The following is an 18,343-nucleotide window of genomic DNA, read 5'->3' as shown; positions in this document are numbered from 1 at the left end:
GCCGGTCGCTTTAGTCCTTCTTCAGGCTTTCGAGCGTCGGCAGGCGGTAGCGGTCCTCCGGATCGTTCCAGCCCTTGAAGTTGGGCTTGCGCTTCTCGGCGAAGGCCGCGCGTGATTCCATCAGATCGCTCTTGGCGCCGTGATCGTGCAGCGCGTCGGCAAGGCGCTCCATGTCGGGCCCAGGGGCGGGACGCATCTGCCGCATCATGTGCACGGTGTTGACGCGAGAGGCCGGCGGCAGGGTCAGCAGGTGCTCGGCCATCGACATCGCCGTCGGCATGAGTTCGGCGGCATCGACCAGACGGTTGACGAAGCCGATCTCGTAGAAGCGCTGTGCGGTGAAGCGGAATCCCAGCGCCATCTCCATCGCCACCGGATAGGGCAGGTTGGCGATGTGGCCGTGATTGTAGCCGCCCAGCAGCCAGCGCTTGGCCTCCGAGACCTCGAATACCGCCTCGCGCACGGCGACGCGCAGATCGGTGCGTTCGACCAGCATGAAGCCGCCGCCCATGGCGAAACCGTTGATCGCGGCGATCACCGGCTTCTCGAGCTTGCCCGACATGAACGGATCCTCAATCTCGGGCCGGCGGCCGCCCGGCGCGCCGTCCTTCAGCGATTCCTTCATGTCCTCGCCGGCGCAGAAGCCGCGGCCGGCGCCGGTGAAGATCGCGACTTCGAGTTCCTTGCTGGCGCGGAATTCATTCCACGCCGCCGACAGGTCCGTCCGCATCTCATGATTGAGCGCGTTCAGCCGGTCGGGCCGGTTCATCCGCACGACGAAGATCTGCCCATGCTTCTCGGTTTCGACGACAGCCATGTGTTGTTCCTATCCCTTCAGTGAAACCAGCAGGTCGGGTGCGGCCGGTGCGAGCGGACGTTCGGTGCAGTCAGCGACGTTCGAAGTCGATGCGCTCGTCGACCGGCAGGCCGAGCAGGTGACGGCGCAGGCAGTCGAGTGCAAGTTCGGTCGCGCCGACGCGCACCCAGTCGCGACCGCCGACCAGACGCGCCTGTCGTGTCACCGCGCCGCCGCCGTCCGCGAGACCGATGCAGATCGTGCCGCCCATGTCGGGGCGGTCAGCGCCCTCGTCGAGTTCGAGCAGCACGACCAGCGCATGGCTGGCGCCGCTCGAAGCGCGCAGCGCCTTGGCGACCGCTGCGGCCTGGTCGGGTGTGACCGCGGTGGCGCCAAGTTCGGCAAGATCGCGCGCGATGGTGGCGCGGCGGAACGCCCGTTCTGCGCCGGGGAGTGGGGCGATGCGCGCGGCCAGATGGCCTCCGGTCAAGGTCTCGGCGATGGCGAGAGTCGATCCGCCCGCGAGCAGCCTGCCCAGAATCACGCCTTCGATCGTCTGATCGTCTTCAGCGACGATGAAGTTGCCGAGCCGCCGGCGCACCTCGGACTCGGCCGGGTCGAGCAGGGCTGCCAATGCCTCCTCGTTGTCGGCGCGCAAGGCAAGCTTGGTCTCCAACTGCGGATAATGCGCCTGGAAGCCGAGCTTGATGCCGCCATCCTCCTTGAAGGCATCCATGTCGCCCAGCATCTGGTCGGCACGCGACTCGCCGATGCCGAACGTGTGGAAGCGCTTCAGGCGGGTGACGCCCGTGATGCCGCTCATCGCCAGGATGCGCGGCAGCACCTGCTCGTCGAGCATGCGTCGCATCTCGCGCGGCACGCCGGGGGTGAAGAAGAAGCGCGCCTTGCCGATGGTGACGGCGAAGCCGCAGGCGGTGCCGATCGGATTGTCGATGAACTCGGCATTGGCCGGCAGCATCGCCTGCTTCTTGTTGTTGGGCGGCATGACCCGCCCGCGCCGCGCATAGGACTCCTCCATACGCGTCATCCAGTGGTCGCTCAGAACCAGCTCGACGCCGCAGGCCTGGGCCGCGACCTCCTGTGAAAGATCGTCGACAGTGGGCCCCAGCCCGCCGTTCACGATCACCGCATCGGCGCGCGCGCCGGCCTCGTGGAATGCCTTCAGCAGACTCTCTCGGTCGTCGCCGACGGTTGTGCCCCAGTGCACGCCCAACCCGAGCTCGACAAGGCGGCGGGCGATGTGGCTGTAATTGGTGTTGATGGTCTTGCCGGTGAGGATCTCGTCGCCGGTACAGAGGATTTCGACTCGCATTCGCGGGAGTATCGGCGAACGCCGCCTCTCACGCCAGCGACGTTCTGATCTCCAGCCCGCTCTTCAGGGTGAGCGTAACGGGGGTCCGTTCGGCGATGTCGGCCATGCGCTTCTTCTGCTCGTCGTCGACGGCGCCCTCGATCGTGAGGATGCGGTCGATGTGCTGCTTGTCACCGTCACGGCTGAAATGGATGTCGGCATGAACCGCGGTCACAGGCCACTGCTTGCGCTCGGCATACATCCGAAGCGTAATGACCGTACAGGCGCCCAGCGCTGAAGTGAGGAGGTCGTAGGGGGCGGGGCCGGCATCCTTGCCGCCCAGTTCCGGCCCTTCGTCGGCCGTGAGCTTGTGATGTCCGCCATGGCCGGTGGCGATGGCGGTCACGTAGTTGGTCGTGCCGATGCTTGCCTTTGCGTGTGCCATGTCGCTGTCGTCGCCTCCTGATGCTGGAGGGCCCGTTGCCGGGCCCTCGCACCAGTCTAGCGACGCTTGCGGCTGGAAGCTGCCTTCTTGGCGGCCTTCTTCACAACCTTCTTGGCGGCAGTCTTGGTCTTCGCCTTCGCAACGACCTTCTTCACCGCCTTCTTCTTCGCAACCTTCTTCTTCGCAGCCATTCGTATCTCCCTGTTCGGATCACGGAGCGGCACACGACGCACCGCTCCTGATTGCATCTAGATCACGATTCTTATTCCTGTCACGCATTCTTCGCGTGATTTTATCGTGCCGATGTGAGTCATGTGGTCGCTGAGCGATGCATCGGCGGGGAGTGCTGCGAGTAAACCACCCGCGGTTTGCGGATCGAACAGCAATGGAATCTTCGCATGACCGGGCGCGCGGTCGAGGCCGTCGATGAGATGGCGGGCGCGCAGATTCGCAGGCTGCAGAGAGCTCGCAAAGCCTTGCGCGAACAGTTCGATTGCGCCTGGAAGCACGGGCAACGAGTCGAGATGCAGATCGACCATGACGTTGTCGCTGGCGCGTATCATCTCGCTCAGATGACCCGCGAGGCCGAATCCCGTCACGTCGGTGCAGGCATGTGCGCCGGCCGCCACGAGCGCGCGCGCAGCATCGCCCGATGGCGTCCGCATGAAGGCGAGCGCGCCGTCGATCCAGCGGGCCTTCGCCATGCCGCGCATCGCAGCGGCGAAGATCACGCCGGTGCCCAGGGGCTTCGTCAGCACGAGTTTGTCGCCCGGCTGCAGGCCGCCCTTGCGTAAGGCCCGCGAGGCGACGATGAGTCCGTTCACCGAGAAGCCGAGCGCCGCCTCGGGCCCTTCGCCGGAATGGCCGCCGATCAGCGCGCAGCCCGCGCCGTCGAGGATGCGCCGCGCGCCGGACATCATCTGGAAGAGGTCTTCCTCCATCAGGCGTTCGGCTGCGGCCGGCACGACCGCCAACGCGAGTGCGCTGTGGGGGCTGGCCCCCATCGCCCAGATGTCGCCCAACGCATGCACGGCGGCGATTTCGCCGAATGTGAAGGGATCGTCGATGAAGGTGCGGAAGAAATCGACCGATTGCACCAGCGCCTGCCCTGGCGGCACCTCGATCATGGCCGCATCGTCGGGCGCCTCGAGCCCGATCGTGACAGGAGAGCCGGGCGAGGGGCCGAGCCGCGCCAGCACGCGGTCGAGCACGCCGGCGCCGACCTTGGCGCCGCAGCCGCCGCAGCGCATGCCGATATCGGCCAGCAGGCGCTTCGCCTCGGCATCGGCGAGCGCCGGATCCGGTGGCGCGGTGCGGGCGGCGCTGTCCATCGGCTTCGCGGGCGGCTCGCGATACATACGCATCCACTTGCGATCGATATGGTCCTTCCATCGCCACACCCACGAGCCCTCTAACGCCCACCCGCCACGCGTCGCCACGGCATTGCCGTCGCCAGTGCCGAGGATCGAGAGGTATCGGCGCTGCGGCGTGAAGGGCTCCAGCGCTTGCCCCAACAAGGCACGGCGCAGGTTGGCGGCGAGCGGCGGCCCGTGGCGCACGGCGAAGACGCCGGCTTTGGGACGTGGATGGGCGGCGACGCTCGCACAGTCGCCGGCCGCGAACACCAGCGGATCGCCGCTCGACGCCAGGGTGGGCTCGACCGCGAAGAAGCCGCGCTCGTCGAGCGGCAGGCCGGTACTGGCGAACCAGGCGGCGGCGCTGGCCTGCGTCACGACGAAGACGTCGTCGACCGGCAGACGCTCGCCGCTCTCCAGATGGACCGCGTCGGCATCGATGCGCGTCGTCGCGGCGTTCTCGATCAACCGCACACCGCGGTGTGCGAAGACGGCGCGCATGCGCCGGCGCGCCCCGACCGCCTGGCCCGAGAGGATCTCGCCCTTGGTGGCGAGTGTCACCGAGACCTCCGCATTGCGGGCGACGGTACGCAGGCGATGGTCGATGGCCAGCGCCAGCTCGACACCGCCCGCGCCGCCGCCGATCACGGCGATGCGCAGCGCGCCCTGCCAGTCCTTGACCCGTTCGAGAAAGCCCAGCCAGCGGCGGCCCAGTTCGGCGATGGGCTTCACAGGCGTCGCATGCTCGGTTGCGCCGGCGATCGCGCCCATGCTGGGCGAAGAGCCGACGTCGAGCGACACGAGATCGTAGGAGATGGGCGGGCGATCCTTCAGCAGCACCTGCCGGTTCGCGCGATCGAGCCCGATCGCTTCGGCATGCATGAGGCGCGCACCCGTCCAGGCGCAAAGCCGTGCGAGGTCGATGTGGCACTCGTCGAAGGTATAGGCGCCGGCCACGAAGCCCGGGATCATGCCGGAATAGGGTGTCTCGATGTCCCGTCCGATCAGGGTGAGCCGCACCCCCGGCATGGGCTTCATGCCGAAGCTCTTCACCACATGGACATGCGAATGGCCGCCGCCCACGAGCACGAGATCCTTGAGGAGCGGCGTCGGTTGCATAGTCTCTTTCCTTTGGCAGGCTGCGGAAACAAGCCTTTCAGAAGTACCGGCGCGCAACATTGTTGCGCCATCGGTCACCACTACACAGAATTCAGGGGCTGCGACATTCGTTTCATTTGATTCGTTTATTGCGTTTGTTTCGTTTATTCGCCATGCCGTCGACTTTTCGACGGCCTGTTCGCGCATTCGCCAGAGGTACGGTCCCGCCGTCGCACGCGCACAGCAATCTATTAGTAGTGTTTGAAGAAATTGTAATGTATATCAATTGATTAGGGGTGCTTGTTCCCCTGGTTTCGGAGCACCTCTGCATGGCCGTCACTTCCGGCCTCTCGGTTTCCCCAGATTTTCCCGAAGACGACTCCGCGTTCGCCGCGCACCCTCGTTCGGCGTGGTCGCTGTCCTGGCCGCTGGTGCTGGGGCTGCTCCTCTTCATCTGTCTCGCCAACGGCAGCGGCCTGCCGCTTCTGGCCGATCCCGATACCCACTGGCACATCGCGGTTGGCAACTGGATGCTGTCCAAGGGCGCGGTGCCGACGGTCGATCCGTTTTCCTTTTCTTTCGCGGGCCAGCCGTGGATCGCCAAGGAGTGGCTGTCGCAGCTCCTGATGTCGGTTGCGTTCAAGCTTGGCGGCTGGGGCGGCGTCACCGTGCTGGCCGCGGGCGCGCTCGCCGTGTCCTTCGCAATGATGCTGCGGCTCCTGCTGCGGGACCTGCGCCCCTTGCCGGCCGCGGTGTTCGTGCTGGCCGCCATCGCGATGACCCTGCCGCATTTCCTCGCGCGGCCGGCAGTACTTGCCTTCCCGTTCATGCTGATCTGGATGGCGGGTCTCGTGCGCGCCGTCGAGGAACGCCGCGCGCCGCAGCCACTGCTGCTGCTCGTCATGCTGCTGTGGGCCAACCTGCACGGCAGCTTCATCATGGGCCTGCTGCTGGGCGTCGCCTTCGCGGTCGAGGCGGTGGTCGGCGCGCGCGACGCCGCCGAGCGCAAGAGCTTGTTGTCCGGCTGGGCCAAGTTCGGCATCGCCTCGTTCGTCGCGGCCTGCATCACACCCTACGGGCCCGAATCGATCTGGGTGACGCTGCGCATCTTCGCCCTCGACGATACGCTGGCCTTCATCGCGGAATGGAAGTCGCCCGACTTCCAGAAGGCGCCGCTTCAGGAGCTGGTGCTCCTGATCGCGCTCTATGCCGCCCTGTCGCGCGGCCTGAAGCTGCCGCTTCTGCGTCTGCTGATCGTGCTCGGCCTGCTGCACCTCTATCTCCGCTACGCCTTCAATGCCGAATTGCTGGCCATGCTCGCGCCGCTGGCGTTGGCACCCCTGCTGGCGCGTCAGTGGCCGGCGCTGCGGCCCGATCGCGCGGCCGGCCACGACGGTTCGCTCTCCGGGCAGGCTGCCGCACTGGCGCTGCCGGCCGGGCGCGCCGCGGCCGTCATGGGTATCGCCTGTTGCGCGCTGATCTCGCTCGGCCTCGTGCGCTACGGCGGCATTGTGCCGCCGCTCTCGACCATGCCCTCGACCGCGATGGCCTATGTGAAGCAGGCGGGGATCGGCGGCCGCGTGCTCAACCACTATGTCTTCGGCGGCTATCTCATCCATGCCGGTGTGCCGACCTTCATCGACGGCCGCGGCGAGCTCTACGGCCGCGATTTCATCCGGCGCTATGCCGACACGATCGGCCTGCGCGGCGGCGAACCGCTGGAGCAGCTGCTCGAGCGGAACCGCATCGACTGGACCTTCATGCCGCCCGACCAGCCGGCCAACCGCCTGCTGGCCCGCCTGCCGGGCTGGCGCCAGGCCTATGCCGACGAGGCCGCCGTGATCTTCGTGCGGGAACGCTGAGGGCGTCAGCGCCAGTCGATCGGGTTCAACTCGAGATAGACCAGGAACCCGTAGACGAAGATCGTCGGCAGGGCCGTGACTCCCGACAGGATGATCGCGGTCCTCTTCCTGCCACGGCGCTTGAGCGCGAGGGCGCCGGCGGTGGTCCCGGCCAGGAGCGACATCGCAACGACACAGCTCAGCATCTCCAGGGCCATCACACCGTCATGGATGAGCATCTCGATCACGAACCATCCAAGTCCGAGGACACCCGCGCTGTTCACCGCGGCGAGCCCGGCAGCGACGATATCCGTCGCGTCTCGTCGGCCTTCGGTGCCGGACCTCAGGAGGAGGATGAAGGACACGGCGGCTGCACCGAGGAGGATGAGGAGCGGGGACATCTCACACGCTATTCCTTCAGCACGATCCACGTGCAATGCCCGATCGCACACAGGCGACCCGACTCGGTGTAGAGCGCCGTGCCGGAAAAGAGCTTGCGGCCCTCGGCGCCGATGCGCCAGCCGACGACGGCACAGCGTTCGCCGACCCTGGGGCGCTCAAACACTTTCGCGGTCATGCGGCCGGTGAGGGCGGGGCGCACATCCTCGGGATCCTGGGCGGCCCAGGCGCCGGGGCAGTCGAGCGTGCCCCAGAGGAATTCCGGCCGGATGCGTCCGTCGCTGTCGGCGTGGTTCGCGTGCGGCACGTAGCAGGAAAGAGACGTCCCACTGCCTGAGTGGCTGCCGAACACACGCAAGCCATCGCCGACGCCGCGGCTGCGGCCACAGACGAGGCACCACTGGAAGTCGCTGCCCTCGCCGCAGCCGCCAACCGCGTCCTGCTGCAGCACCTCGTTCCAGTCGGACGGCGGTTTCGGCGGATCGAGATGGTCGACCTTTCCGGCGCGCGCCTCGCAGATCAGCGTGTCGCCATCGCGCATCATCAGCGTGGTGTCCTCGCGCACCAGGCGCATCTCCGTCTCGATGGGGATCGGTGCGCGCAAGGTGATCTCCACGGCGCCATTGCCGCCGAACGCGCTGGTGTAACGCTCGGCCAGCGCGCCGGCGACATAGCCGCCATTGCCGGAGAGGCGCGGGCCGTTGAAGCCGGCCGGGATGATGAGAGTGTCGTCCACCTTGGCCCTCGTAGCGTGGAAATCGGCCGCCGAAGCTGCCGTGCGCATGCGGAGAATGCAAGCCTGCCGGGCCGCCAACCGGCTTGCATCGCCGCTCGTGCTCGTCGAGGGTGGAAACGATGGGATCGGCTTTGCCGTGGGCGCTCGTGGCGCTGTGTTTTGCGCTCGGCGTGGCCAGTCGCTCGATCAGCGACACCTTCCTCGTCTTCGTGCCGGCGCTCCAGCATGCCTTCGATGCCAATCGCGGCTCGGTCACGCTGATCTACAGTTTCGCGCTGCTGGTCGGCGGCACCGCCGCCCCGATCACCGGCTGGATCCTCGACCGTTTCGGCCTGCGCATCCTCACCGTGGTCGGTGTGATTGCGGCCGCGGCCAGCACCGCCGTGGCGTCGCAGGCCAGCCATCTCTGGCACCTCTATCTGTCGCTCGGCCTCATGATGGGATTCGGCGCGGCGTCGCTGTCGGGGATCCTGTCCTCGTCGCTGATCGGTCGCTGGTTCCCGGCCCATCGGCTCGGCGTGCCGCTCGCCGTCTCATGGTCCGCCTCGGGCGTCGGCGCGATGGCGACGTTTCCGGCGGCGCAATATCTCATCGAGACAGACGGCTGGCGCCACGCCTACCTCGTCTTCTCCGGCGTGAGCGCGGTCTTCATCCCGCTGCTGCTGGTCTTGCCCTGGAAGAAGATCGAGCGCGGCGCGCCCGGCCTCGCCAAACTGCGCGAGACGGCGGCACCCGGCCTTACGGTGGGCGAGGCATTGCGCGATTGGCCGTTCTGGGCGCTCACCTCGTCGTTCGCGCTGACCTCGATCGGCATCTTCGCGCTGATGCCTCAGACCATGGTCTATCTGCTCGAGCGGGGGATGGACGGCTCGTATGCAGCCCGCGCCATGGCTGTCGCGGGCTTCCTGACGCCGCTCGGCATGATCGGCTTCTCGTGGCTGGCCGACCGCGGCGGCCGCCGGCTGGCGGCGATCCTGGCTTATGCCTGCTCGATCGCCGGTGTCGGTGCGCTGGCGATGGTGCAGGGACCCGGCGACGATCTCTGGCTGTGGACCTTCGTGCTGTTGTTCGGCGGCAGCATGGGCTCGCGCGGGCCGATGATCTCGACGCTCGCGACGCTGCGTTATCGCGGCGCGCACTTCGGGCGCATCTACGGGCTGATCGCCATCGGTATGGGACTGGGCGGCTTTCTGGGCGCCTGGATCGGTGGCGTGCTGCACGACCTGACCGGCGGCTATGCCGCCGTCATGGTGCTCTCCGTGGTGGCGCTGGCGACTGCCGCCGCAACCCTGGGATCCGAAGCCGGCGCACGGGAGCGTCTCAGCCGCTAGGAAGCCGTGCCGGATGACATGTTGGTGACGGCGGCTCCCGCATATTGTGTTTTCCCGAGAGTCCGGCCACTATGCCCAGCATGTTGGACCGGATCGATTTTCCGAGTAGTCCCATGCTGCGGCGGCGGGCCTAGCCGTGACGCCCGGCCTTGAGTCCTGCCACGCGCTGGTGCTCAACGCCGATTTTCGGCCCCTGTCGTATTTTCCGCTGTCCGTCTGGTCCTGGCAGGATGCCGTGAAGGCGGTCTTCCTCGATCGGGTCAGCGTCGTATCCCAGTACGAGCGCATCATCCACAGCCCGACCTTCGAGATGCGGCTGCCCAGCGTCATCGCGCTGAAAGAGTATGTTCCGGCGGCACGCCGTCCGGCCTTCACGCGGTTCAACGTCTTCCTGCGCGACCACTTCACCTGCCAGTATTGCAACGGCGACTTCGCAACCAACGAACTCACCTTCGATCACGTGATCCCGAAGTCGCGTGGCGGCCGCACCAGCTGGCAGAACGTCGTGACCGCCTGCAGTCCGTGCAACCTGCGGAAGGGCAACATGCTGCTCAAGGAGAGTGGGCTGATGCTGCGCTGTGCGCCCGTCGAGCCATCGACGCAGATACTGCAGGAACACGGGCGCGCCTTCCCGCCGGGCTACCTGCACGAGAGCTGGCGCGACTTCCTGTATTGGGATTCCGAGCTGGACCAGGGCTAGGGCTTTCGTGTGAGAAAGCCCTGCTGCGTCAGGCTCCGGCCGAGATGACGGGGTGAGTTAAATCCGCGTCGACAGCCAGATCGCGAGTCGGGAACCGGTCTTGATTACCGCCGATAGCGCCTCGTAGGCGGGCGCCTGTTCGGCGCCGGCGGCCAGCGCGGTGTCGCGATGCTCGATCTCCTCGGCGCGAAACTTCTCGACGGTCGTGCGCAGATCCGCCTCGTCGTCGCCGAGCTTCGCGGCCTGATGGGCGTAGTGCTCCTCGATCGTCTCCTCGACGGCGACGGTGCAGGCCATGGCGGCCTTGTCGCCCATCAGCGCCGTGGCGGCGCCCAGAGCGAAGCCCGCCACGTTCCACAGCGGCGACAGGACGGTCGGCCGCACGCGGCGCTCGACCAGCAGGCGGTCGAACACCTTGTTGTGCTCGCGCTCCTGGGCCGCCATGTGCTGGATGCGGCGGCCGGTCTCACTGTTGGAGCGGCCGGTCCAGCGAAGCGCCGCCAGCTGACCCTCGTAGATGCGTACGGCGCCGAACTCGCCCGCCTGGTCGACGCGGATCGTGCGTTCGACCACCTCGCGAGGCTCGGGGTCGCCGGGATTGCGGTTGGCGCCGGTCTTCATCATGGGAACCTCAGCGTGTCCTGGCCGTGCGCGACAGGCCGGAGGCCAGGCCGACGGCCAGGATGGCCGACAGGATCGCGTTCCAGCCAGCCATCGAGATGCCGAACAGCGACCACACGATCGCGTCGCAGCGAACCATCTTGGCACCGAACAGGTACTTCTTCAGCTCTTCCGGCGACAGGCCGGTCGGGACAGTGCCGGTGCAGGATTGCGGTCCCGCCCACCAGCGATACTCGACGCCGGCATGGAAGATGCCGATGGCCGAGGTGACCGCGATGGCGGCGATGGCGAGCACCATGAACCAGCTGGCGAGGCGCGGCTGGCCCGACGAGGCGAAGGCCGCGAGGCCCGCGACCATGGCGACGATATGCGGCCAGCGCTGCCAGTGGCACATCTCGCACGGCGGGAAGCCCATCACGTACTGGAAGAAGAGGGCTGCCCCCAGCATCAGGCCGCTGCCGAGGAGGGCGATGAGACCGAGCTGGCTGGGGAGGGGAAGGCGCAGCGTGGCAGCCATGGAGAAGTCCTAGAAGAGAAAACGAACGGCGACGAAGCCGCCGATCAGGGCGAACAGGAAAATCCAGGTGAGCAAAGTCAGGCGCTTTTCGATGAAGGCCCGGATCGGCTCCCCGAACTTCCAGAGCAAGGCTGCCACGAGGAAGAAGCGCAGGCCACGCGTCACGATGGACGCCCACACGAACGTGAACAGGTCGAAATGCGCCGCGCCGGAGGCGATGGTCACCAGCTTGTAGGGGATCGGCGTCAGGCCCTTGATGAGGATGATCCAGGTCCCGTATTGCTCGAACCCTGCACGAAAGGTCGCGAGGCCCGTCTGCAGCCCGTATGTCTTCACCACCCAGGCGCCCAGCGTTTCGAAGAAGTAGTAACCGATGGCGTAGCCGAGCAGCCCGCCCAGCACCGAGCAGACGGTGCAGACCAGGGCGATCCGGAACGCCTTTTCCCGGTTGGCCAGGATCATCGGTACCAGCATGACGTCCGGCGGGATGGGAAAGAACGAACTCTCCATGAAGGAGACCACGCCCATCGCGGGGATTGCGTTCTTATGCTGGGCGAGTCGGATCACCCAATCGTACAGGCGGCGGATCATGCGACCGCTCTTAGCGTGTCGCTACGGGCGAAGCGAGGGACCTTTCCTGTGGCTGTCGGCAGCCAGGGGCGGCACCACTTCCGCCACCTCGAGCTGATCGAAGGCCAGCAGCAGGTTGCCGACCCGATTGGCCGATGAAAGGCATTCGGCGAGGCGCGGGAAGTTGTCGATCAGCCAGTTGAAGGCACCCTGGACGGCAACGAAGGCCGCGGCCGCCTGCGTCACGTCTCCCAGCAGCATCGTACCCTGCACATAGTGGGGAACGCACAGAATCAGGCCAACCAACGGCGCCAGCAGGGTGTTGCCATGGGAGATGTAGGTGGTGCGCATATACTGCCAGGCCAGGAGGTGCCATTCGCGCAGGACGTCGCCCAATGCCGAACCGACCTCCGATGCCGCTTCCTGGACGTCGCCCGGCGCCATGCGCCGGGTCGCACGCTCGCGCAGGTGGGCCACGGCATACTTCAGTTCCGCCTCGGCCTGGTTCTTGGACTCGATGACCCCGATCATGTGCCGGCCGACGATCATCAGCGTACCCGTGGTCAGGATCGCATACGCGACGGCGGCCACGACCAGATATCCCGGGATGGTGAAGCTCACCCCCAGAACCGTGGCGTCCAACGCACCGCCGACATGCCATAGCACGACCACGAACGTCCCGGCCGTCAGCACTGCCGCGAGCAGCCCGACCACGAGGTCGATCGGCGCGTCGGTCGCGAGCCGTGCATCCTCGGTGATCCGGTATTCCGCATTCTGGTGCTCGCCATTTCCCATTTCGATGTGAAGGTAGCGGCCGCCGCCCAGCCATGCGTCGATGAGATGCCGGCTGACCCATGCGCGCCAGGAGCGCTGGAAGGTCATGCGGCCCCACACGGCGGTCACGGCGAGGCCGATACTGAGCGCGGCGAACAGCGCGAGAAGATGGGTCTGGTGCCAGAGTTCTGCGGCGTCCCGGAATTCGAGCGCATTGAAGAAGTCGCGATTCCAGATGTTGAGGCGGTACTGCACGAGCAGCTGCAGCACCGTGATCACGACCAGCGTGGCGATCAGTCCCCAGGCGAGCCGGGCCGTCGGACCGTGCCAGAAGTGCCGCGCGCTGTGCCAGAAGCGGCGAAGCGGGTGACGGGACCCGAGGTCCAACAGGCTGGCATCAATCACGGACGACGCGCCGCTGGCGGGGCTTGACCTCGCGCGCCTGCGCCGCTTGAGCGGGGGGATCACCAAGCAGGCGATCGAACTCGCGCTTCGAGACGCCATAGCATTCGCACGAACGCTCGCGCAGGCCACGTCGGTCGAGAATGTCGACGATGCCGCGGCTGTAGCGGATCAGGCCGTCCTGCTTCAGCTTTCCTGCCGCTGCCGAGACACCGGTGCGCTGGACACCGAGCATCATGGCCAGGAACTCCTGGGTCAGGAGGAAGCTATCGGTCTTCATGCGGTCGTGCGTCATCAGCATCCAGCGGCAGCAGCGTTGCTCCAGGGAGTGGAAGTGATTGCACGCCGCCGATTGTGCGACCTGGTTGAACAGCGCATGGGCGTAACGCAGCATTACAACCCGCATCGAGGCGCTGCGCGCCAGTTTGGCGCTGAACAGGGCGGCTCCCATGCGGAGGCCCTTGCCAGGCACCTGGACGTAAACGCTGGTCGGCGCGCGGTCGTCGCCCAGCAACAGCGGCAAGCCGACAATGCCTTCGTTTCCGATCGTGCCGACCTCGGCCGCCGCGCCGTTGGACATGGTGTTGACGAGCGATCCGACGCCGGTTTCGATGAAGTAGACGAAATCGAGCGGCTGGCGCGCGCGGTAGAGCGACTGCCGGTAGGTGAGGGGAATGCGCTCGAGATGTTTCTCGAGGCGCCTGCGATCCTTCGCCGGCAGCAATGCCAGCAACCTGTTGTCAGCCGTCTTGTTCGGCTGGCGCCCTGTCATGTTGTCACCTCTTGATGCGCCTCGTCATGGAAGCGCCCGCTGGCGACAGTTCCTGCCAATCGGTTTCCCGCTTCCCGGATGCTCGTTGGCTCTTTCGCTTGATCCTGGGACAACGACATCCTGGGCCCGACACAAGCGTGTCATTTGCTCCGGTGTGTAGCCCTAGATCGTCTCGAGATTCCTGCGGTGAATGAATGATTGCATTCCAACACCCAAGGGCATTCAGCCATTTGCAACTTGCGCTTGCCGACCGGCAATGTCGAGTCGTCGCACCGAAGTCGGCGGTAACCGTGGAATACGTCGGAGATCGCATTCGTGGGATTTCCAGTGTCCGACATTGTACCTCGGCTCTGCGTTGCAAGAGGCACATGCATGGAGGTGTCCATGGGCCTCATGACCTGACTCGCCGCGGGAGCATCCCGATGGCCGAATGCCGGCGCTGATTGACGGCACCTTTTTTCCGACTTGTTCCTGTCATTCGGCTTCGGGTGTCTGGAGCTCGTCTGGAAAGTTGACCTCATGGCATTCGAACAATCCCCGTCATCGAATGTGTGTATGGATAACGCCGGAGCTAAGGAAGCACCTCGGGGCACGGAGTTCGCCATGGCCTTCGCCTGGACATGTCGGCGGGCAACACCCGGTCTGCCGAGGAGACAGCATCATGTCGGTCGCTACCTTTTTGCTCGTCTTCCTCCTAAGTGGCTTCGACCGCCGTTTCGGTGGCCATCCTGATCATTGTCATCGTTCTGATGTTGACGGGACGCCTGTGAGCGCTCGACAGTCCGCCGCATGACAAGACTGCGCCTGCACCGGGAGAACCATCTCGTTCAACGAATCGGCTGGTTGCGCGCCGCCGTGCTTGGCGCCAATGACGGCATCGTCTCCACGGCGAGCCTGATCGTGGGCGTAGCGGCCGCCGCCGCCGCACCGGGTGACGTGCTGATCGCGGGCGTGGCGGCTCTGGTCGCCGGCGCCATGTCGATGGCCGCCGGCGAGTATGTTTCGGTGAGCTCCCAGGCTGATACCGAGCACGCCGACCTGGCGCGTGAGGGGGCGGAGCTTGCCGCCAACCCTGGCTCTGAACGCGACGAACTGACCGACATCTACGTCAAGCGCGGGGTCGAACCGGCCTTGGCGCGGCAGGTGGCCGAGCAGTTGATGGCCAAGGGCGCCCTGGCGGCCCACGCCCAAGACGAACTCGGGATTTCCGCCACCACCACGGCCCGCCCGCTCCAGGCCGCTTTCACCTCGGCCGCGACGTTTTCCGTTGGCGCGGCCATGCCGCTGCTCATGGTCGTGGTGGCGCCCGCGGCGTGGCTGGTGGTCGCGGTGAGCGCCGCCTCGCTGGTCTTCCTCGCCCTTCTCGGCGCCATCGGCGCGCGCGCCGGCGGTGCCGACATCTGGCGCGCCACGGTCCGCGTCACCTTCTGGGGCGCGCTCGCCATGGCGCTGACCGCCGGCATCGGCCGCCTGTTCGGGACGGTCGTCTGACGTTCTAGGCGGCTGTGGGCGCCGTGCCTGACGCTACGATCTGGCCGTCGACCAGTTCGATGATGCGGTCGCAGCCGCGCGCGATCTCCAGGCTGTGGGTGACGATCAGGAAGCTGGTGCCGCTCTTGCGGTTGACCTCGCGCATCATTTCGAACACGCCCTCGGCCGACCTCGTGTCGAGGTTTCCGGTCGGCTCGTCGGCCAGCACCAGTGCCGGCTTCATCGCCAGCGCCCGCGCCACGGCAACGCGCTGCTGCTGGCCGCCCGACAAGGCATTGGCGAGGTGATGCTGCCACTGTCCCAGCCCGAGTCCGGTGAGCAGCTCGAGCGCCCGTTTCTTCATGGCGTCGTCGGGGAAGCCGCGCTCGACCAGCATGGGCATCATCACGTTCTCCAGCGCGGTGAAGGCGGTGATCAGGAGATGATGCTGGAAGACAAAGCCGATGCTGCGCCCGCGCAGCCGGGTGAGCTCCCGGTCGTCGAGCGCGCCGGTCTCCTGTCCGTCGACGAACAGCCGGCCCGAGGTCGGCCGGTCGAGCAGGCCCATGACGTTCAGCAGCGTGCTCTTGCCCGAGCCGGAGGGCCCGATCAGGGCCGCGAACTCGCCGCGACCCAACGTCAGGTCGATGCCATGCAGGATCTCCGTCTCGGTCGGACGGCCGACGTTGTAGGACTTCCGCACCTGCTCGAGCCGCAGGACGTCGTCAGCCACGGATCGCCACCACCGGGTCGAGCCGGGAGGCACGCAGCGCCGGCGCCATCGCCGCCAGCACGCCGGTCAGCGTCGCCAGCAGGGCGGCGGCGGCGAACAGCGAGCGTTCGAGGACGAGTGGGATCAGTTCGCTGCCGTCGGCCTGACGCACATGGTCGTGAAAGAGGAGCAGGCCGCCCGCGCCCAGTATCGAGCCGACCACGGAGCCGACCAGACCGATCAGCGCGCCCTGGATGAGGAAAATACGCAGCGTCTGGCCGCGCGACGTCCCCATAGCCCGCAGGATACCGATGTCCTTGGAGCGCTGGATGACCGAAACGACGAGGACGCTGGCGATGCCGAGCGCCACCGACAGCGCCACGAAAAGGCGGATGACGCCGCTCGACAGACTTTGTGCCTGCACGGCGGAGAAGAACTGGGCGTTGGTGGCGATCCAGCTGTAAGCGGCGGCGCCGGTCATCGGCTGCAGGCGGCGGGCCACGGTCTCGGCGGCATAGACGTCGGCGATGGTGAGTTCGATGCTGGTCACGCCGCCGATCAGGTCGAGCAGGCTCTGGGCGGTGCGCAGCGGGATGTAGACGTAGCGTTCGTTCACCGGCCGGCTGCCGAGATCGAAGATGGCGGTGACGGTGAGGGCTCCGCTGGTCCTCGCCCCGGCCGTCAGGGTGAGGCGGTCGCCCACGCCGATGCCGAGGTAGCGGGCGAGTTCGGTGCCGATGACGATGTCCTGGCTGCTCAGCCGCACCGTGCCGGCGACGATGTTGTCCGGCAGCCGGACGATGCGAAAATAACTGTCGGGCTCGATGCCGACGATGCTGACCGCGCGGGTGGCGTCGCCGCGTACTGCCAGCGCCGATCCGGTGGCGACCGGCGACACCGCGACGATGCCGGGATCGTCCTGCAGCACCCGCACCAGCCCCTGCCACTGGTCGATCGAGCGGACACGCTGCAGGGGCATCTGCATGATCGGCAGTTCGAGATCATCTCCGCCGAGCCTCAAGGGCCGCGCGATCTCGTCGCGTGGCTGCAGCGTGATGTGCGACTGGGAGCTCAGCACCCGCTTGGTGAGATTGGCCTGCAAGCCGGTCAGCAGTGCCGACATGAAGACGATTACGGCAATGCCGACCGACACCCCGGCGATGATGAACAGGGTCTGCATGCGGCCTTCGCGCAGGAAGCGAAGGGCGGCGATCCATTCGAACGGCATCCACCTATTCATGTGCCGCGGCCCGCATCCGCCGGCCGTCGGCGACGGCAGCATCGGGCGCGACCGCGCGGTCTCCGGGCGCGAGGCCCTCGGCGATTTCGACCACCCTGGCGCCGCGCAGGCCGATCTTCACCGGCTGACGCCGCGCACGACCACCCTCGACCTTGAGCACCCAGGGCGCTGCGCCCTCGAGGTCGCGCACGAAGCGCAGCGGCAGGACCACGGCATCCTTCTTGCGGGCCACCTCGATGTCGACCGATACGGTCATGTCCTCGCGCAGGTAGGGGGGCGCATCGGCCGGTGCCACGCGAAGCTTTACCTCCATCGAGCCGCGCTGAAGGTTTACCGCGGGACTGACGTAGACGACCTCGGCGGGAAAGCTCTTGTCGGGATAGGCCTCCGCCGAGGCCAGCGCCTTGTTCGCCAGGGCGACCAGGCCGAGATTCTTCTCGTCGATCTGCACCACCAGCTGAATCTCGCCGGCCGGCGACAGGTTCATCAGGATGTGGCCCGGCTGGACGAGGTCGCCACGTTCGACGTCCCGGAAGATCAGCGTGCCGTCGCGCGGGGCCAGGATCCGGGCATATGACAGCCGCGCCTGGGCGGACCTCAGGTTCGCTTCGGCCCGCGCCACTTCGTTCTGGGCGAACTGGTATTCCGTGCCGCCGGGCTGGTTGATGGTGACCACCAGCCGCGCCGCGCGGACGCGCGTTTTCGCAACGTCGAGATCGCGTTGATCGGTGTCGAGCTGGGAGGTGGTGGCGAAGTGCTCCGCCTGGAGCTTGTTCGTGCGGTCGAACGTCTTCTGGGCGTTCAGCAGGTTGGCTTCGGCCTGGCCGAGGGCTTCCTGCGCGGTCGGCAGGGTGCTCTGTTCGATCTGCCGGAAGCGGGACTGCGCGGAGGAAAGGGCGCCTTCGGCCTGGTCGACCACCGCGCGAAGATCCTTGTCGTCCAAAAGGATCAGCAACTCGCCTTCCTTCACGGACTGGCCTTCCTCGACAGGAACGCTGGCCACCACGCCGGTCAACTGCGCCCCGATGTCGACGCGATACCGGGATTCGACATGTCCGACCGCGACCACGGTCTGGACGATGTCGCGTCGTGCTGCTGTTTCGACCGTGACCACGGGACCGAGCACCAGGGGCGGACCGAGTGTCACCAGAATGGCGAGCACGCCAAGTCCGGCCAGGATCCGCCATCGCCAAATCCAAAGGAAGCCGAGCGCGGTCTTGGCCGTCATATTTGACCGTGCGTTGTGGAATGA

The 18,343-nt window shown here is 66.7% G+C and carries 19 protein-coding genes; 4 read left to right on the top strand and 15 right to left on the bottom strand.

The annotated features are described in order from the left end of the window. Positions 1-10: 10 nt before the first annotated feature. The 5 genes from ACQY78_RS08085 to selD form a co-directional block, all read right to left on the bottom strand. Positions 11-817: an enoyl-CoA hydratase/isomerase family protein gene (locus ACQY78_RS08085; protein ID WP_428684443.1), complete on the bottom strand. Its 807-nt coding sequence runs from the start codon at positions 815-817 to the stop codon at positions 11-13. Positions 818-887: 70 nt separating this feature from the next. After that, entirely contained in the window at positions 888-2,129 is a 1,242-nt protein-coding gene (locus ACQY78_RS08080; protein WP_428684441.1) for a CinA family nicotinamide mononucleotide deamidase-related protein, read from the bottom strand. A 28-nt stretch (positions 2,130-2,157) separates the two neighbouring features. Then, positions 2,158-2,553 carry an OsmC family protein gene (locus ACQY78_RS08075; RefSeq protein ID WP_428684439.1) on the bottom strand — a complete coding sequence of 132 codons (396 nt, stop codon included), beginning with the start codon at positions 2,551-2,553 and terminating at the stop codon, positions 2,158-2,160. A gap of 56 nt (positions 2,554-2,609) precedes the next feature. Then, positions 2,610-2,744, bottom strand: a complete 135-nt coding sequence (locus tag ACQY78_RS08070; RefSeq protein ID WP_298304601.1) for a hypothetical protein — start codon at positions 2,742-2,744, stop codon at positions 2,610-2,612. A gap of 57 nt (positions 2,745-2,801) precedes the next feature. Further along, positions 2,802-5,027 carry a selenide, water dikinase SelD gene (selD, locus tag ACQY78_RS08065; RefSeq protein WP_428684437.1) on the bottom strand — a complete coding sequence of 742 codons (2,226 nt, stop codon included), beginning with the start codon at positions 5,025-5,027 and terminating at the stop codon, positions 2,802-2,804. A 308-nt stretch (positions 5,028-5,335) separates the two neighbouring features. Between selD and ACQY78_RS08060 the strand changes: the two genes are divergently transcribed. After that, a complete protein-coding gene (locus ACQY78_RS08060) occupies positions 5,336-6,868 on the top strand; it encodes a hypothetical protein (protein WP_428684435.1) in 1,533 nt (510 codons plus the stop codon). Between the two features lie 5 nt (positions 6,869-6,873). Here the strand turns inward: ACQY78_RS08060 and ACQY78_RS08055 are convergent, their stop codons facing one another. Together ACQY78_RS08055 and ACQY78_RS08050 are read right to left on the bottom strand one after the other, a co-directional pair. Further along, a complete protein-coding gene (locus tag ACQY78_RS08055; protein WP_428684433.1) occupies positions 6,874-7,248 on the bottom strand; it encodes a hypothetical protein in 375 nt (124 codons plus the stop codon). An 8-nt stretch (positions 7,249-7,256) separates the two neighbouring features. Continuing rightward, positions 7,257-7,982, bottom strand: coding sequence for a hypothetical protein (locus tag ACQY78_RS08050; protein WP_428684431.1), 726 nt, complete (start codon positions 7,980-7,982; stop codon positions 7,257-7,259). A gap of 119 nt (positions 7,983-8,101) precedes the next feature. On the opposite strand from ACQY78_RS08050, the gene ACQY78_RS08045 reads away from it, so the two are divergent. After that, positions 8,102-9,313, top strand: a complete 1,212-nt coding sequence (locus tag ACQY78_RS08045) for an MFS transporter (RefSeq protein ID WP_428684429.1) — start codon at positions 8,102-8,104, stop codon at positions 9,311-9,313. A gap of 136 nt (positions 9,314-9,449) precedes the next feature. After that, the gene (locus tag ACQY78_RS08040; RefSeq protein WP_428684427.1) at positions 9,450-10,013 is read left to right on the top strand and encodes an HNH endonuclease; all 564 of its coding nucleotides are present in this window, start codon (positions 9,450-9,452) and stop codon (positions 10,011-10,013) included. A 57-nt stretch (positions 10,014-10,070) separates the two neighbouring features. On the opposite strand, the gene ACQY78_RS08035 is transcribed toward ACQY78_RS08040, so the two are convergent. Genes ACQY78_RS08035 through ACQY78_RS08015 form a run of 5 tightly spaced genes read right to left on the bottom strand, consistent with a single transcriptional unit; the run spans position 10,071 to position 13,669 of the window. Further along, positions 10,071-10,637, bottom strand: a complete 567-nt coding sequence (locus tag ACQY78_RS08035) for a demethoxyubiquinone hydroxylase family protein (RefSeq protein WP_428684425.1) — start codon at positions 10,635-10,637, stop codon at positions 10,071-10,073. A gap of 7 nt (positions 10,638-10,644) precedes the next feature. Further along, complete coding sequence (locus tag ACQY78_RS08030; RefSeq protein WP_428684423.1) at positions 10,645-11,151, bottom strand: disulfide bond formation protein B; 507 nt, start codon at positions 11,149-11,151, stop codon at positions 10,645-10,647. Positions 11,152-11,160: 9 nt separating this feature from the next. Next, positions 11,161-11,742, bottom strand: coding sequence for a YqaA family protein (locus ACQY78_RS08025; protein ID WP_428684421.1), 582 nt, complete (start codon positions 11,740-11,742; stop codon positions 11,161-11,163). Between the two features lie 21 nt (positions 11,743-11,763). Beyond that, positions 11,764-12,900 (bottom strand): SbmA/BacA-like family transporter, encoded by a 1,137-nt coding sequence (locus tag ACQY78_RS08020; protein ID WP_428684419.1) that lies wholly within the window; start codon positions 12,898-12,900, stop codon positions 11,764-11,766. Next, positions 12,893-13,669, bottom strand: a complete 777-nt coding sequence (locus tag ACQY78_RS08015) for a Crp/Fnr family transcriptional regulator (RefSeq protein ID WP_428684417.1) — start codon at positions 13,667-13,669, stop codon at positions 12,893-12,895. The genes ACQY78_RS08020 and ACQY78_RS08015 overlap by 8 nt, the downstream gene beginning before the upstream one ends. A 789-nt stretch (positions 13,670-14,458) precedes the next feature. On the opposite strand from ACQY78_RS08015, the gene ACQY78_RS08010 reads away from it, so the two are divergent. After that, a complete protein-coding gene (locus tag ACQY78_RS08010) occupies positions 14,459-15,160 on the top strand; it encodes a VIT1/CCC1 transporter family protein (RefSeq protein WP_428684415.1) in 702 nt (233 codons plus the stop codon). Positions 15,161-15,164: 4 nt separating this feature from the next. On the opposite strand, the gene ACQY78_RS08005 is transcribed toward ACQY78_RS08010, so the two are convergent. The 3 genes from ACQY78_RS08005 to ACQY78_RS07995 are packed head-to-tail and all read right to left on the bottom strand — an operon-like array spanning position 15,165 to position 18,319. Further along, on the bottom strand, positions 15,165-15,872 hold the full coding sequence (locus tag ACQY78_RS08005) for an ABC transporter ATP-binding protein (RefSeq protein ID WP_428684413.1): 708 nt from the start codon (positions 15,870-15,872) through the stop codon (positions 15,165-15,167). Beyond that, positions 15,865-17,091 carry an FtsX-like permease family protein gene (locus tag ACQY78_RS08000; protein ID WP_428684411.1) on the bottom strand — a complete coding sequence of 409 codons (1,227 nt, stop codon included), beginning with the start codon at positions 17,089-17,091 and terminating at the stop codon, positions 15,865-15,867. The genes ACQY78_RS08005 and ACQY78_RS08000 overlap by 8 nt, the downstream gene beginning before the upstream one ends. After that, the gene (locus tag ACQY78_RS07995) at positions 17,084-18,319 is read right to left on the bottom strand and encodes an efflux RND transporter periplasmic adaptor subunit (protein ID WP_428684409.1); all 1,236 of its coding nucleotides are present in this window, start codon (positions 18,317-18,319) and stop codon (positions 17,084-17,086) included. The genes ACQY78_RS08000 and ACQY78_RS07995 overlap by 8 nt, the downstream gene beginning before the upstream one ends. Positions 18,320-18,343: the final 24 nt, after the last annotated feature.

Source organism: Reyranella sp., from assembly GCF_965279625.1.
Lineage (GTDB): Bacteria > Pseudomonadota > Alphaproteobacteria > Reyranellales > Reyranellaceae > Reyranella.
The sequence above is the reverse complement of the archived record's forward strand: the minus strand, read 5'-3'. Positions and strand labels throughout refer to the sequence as shown.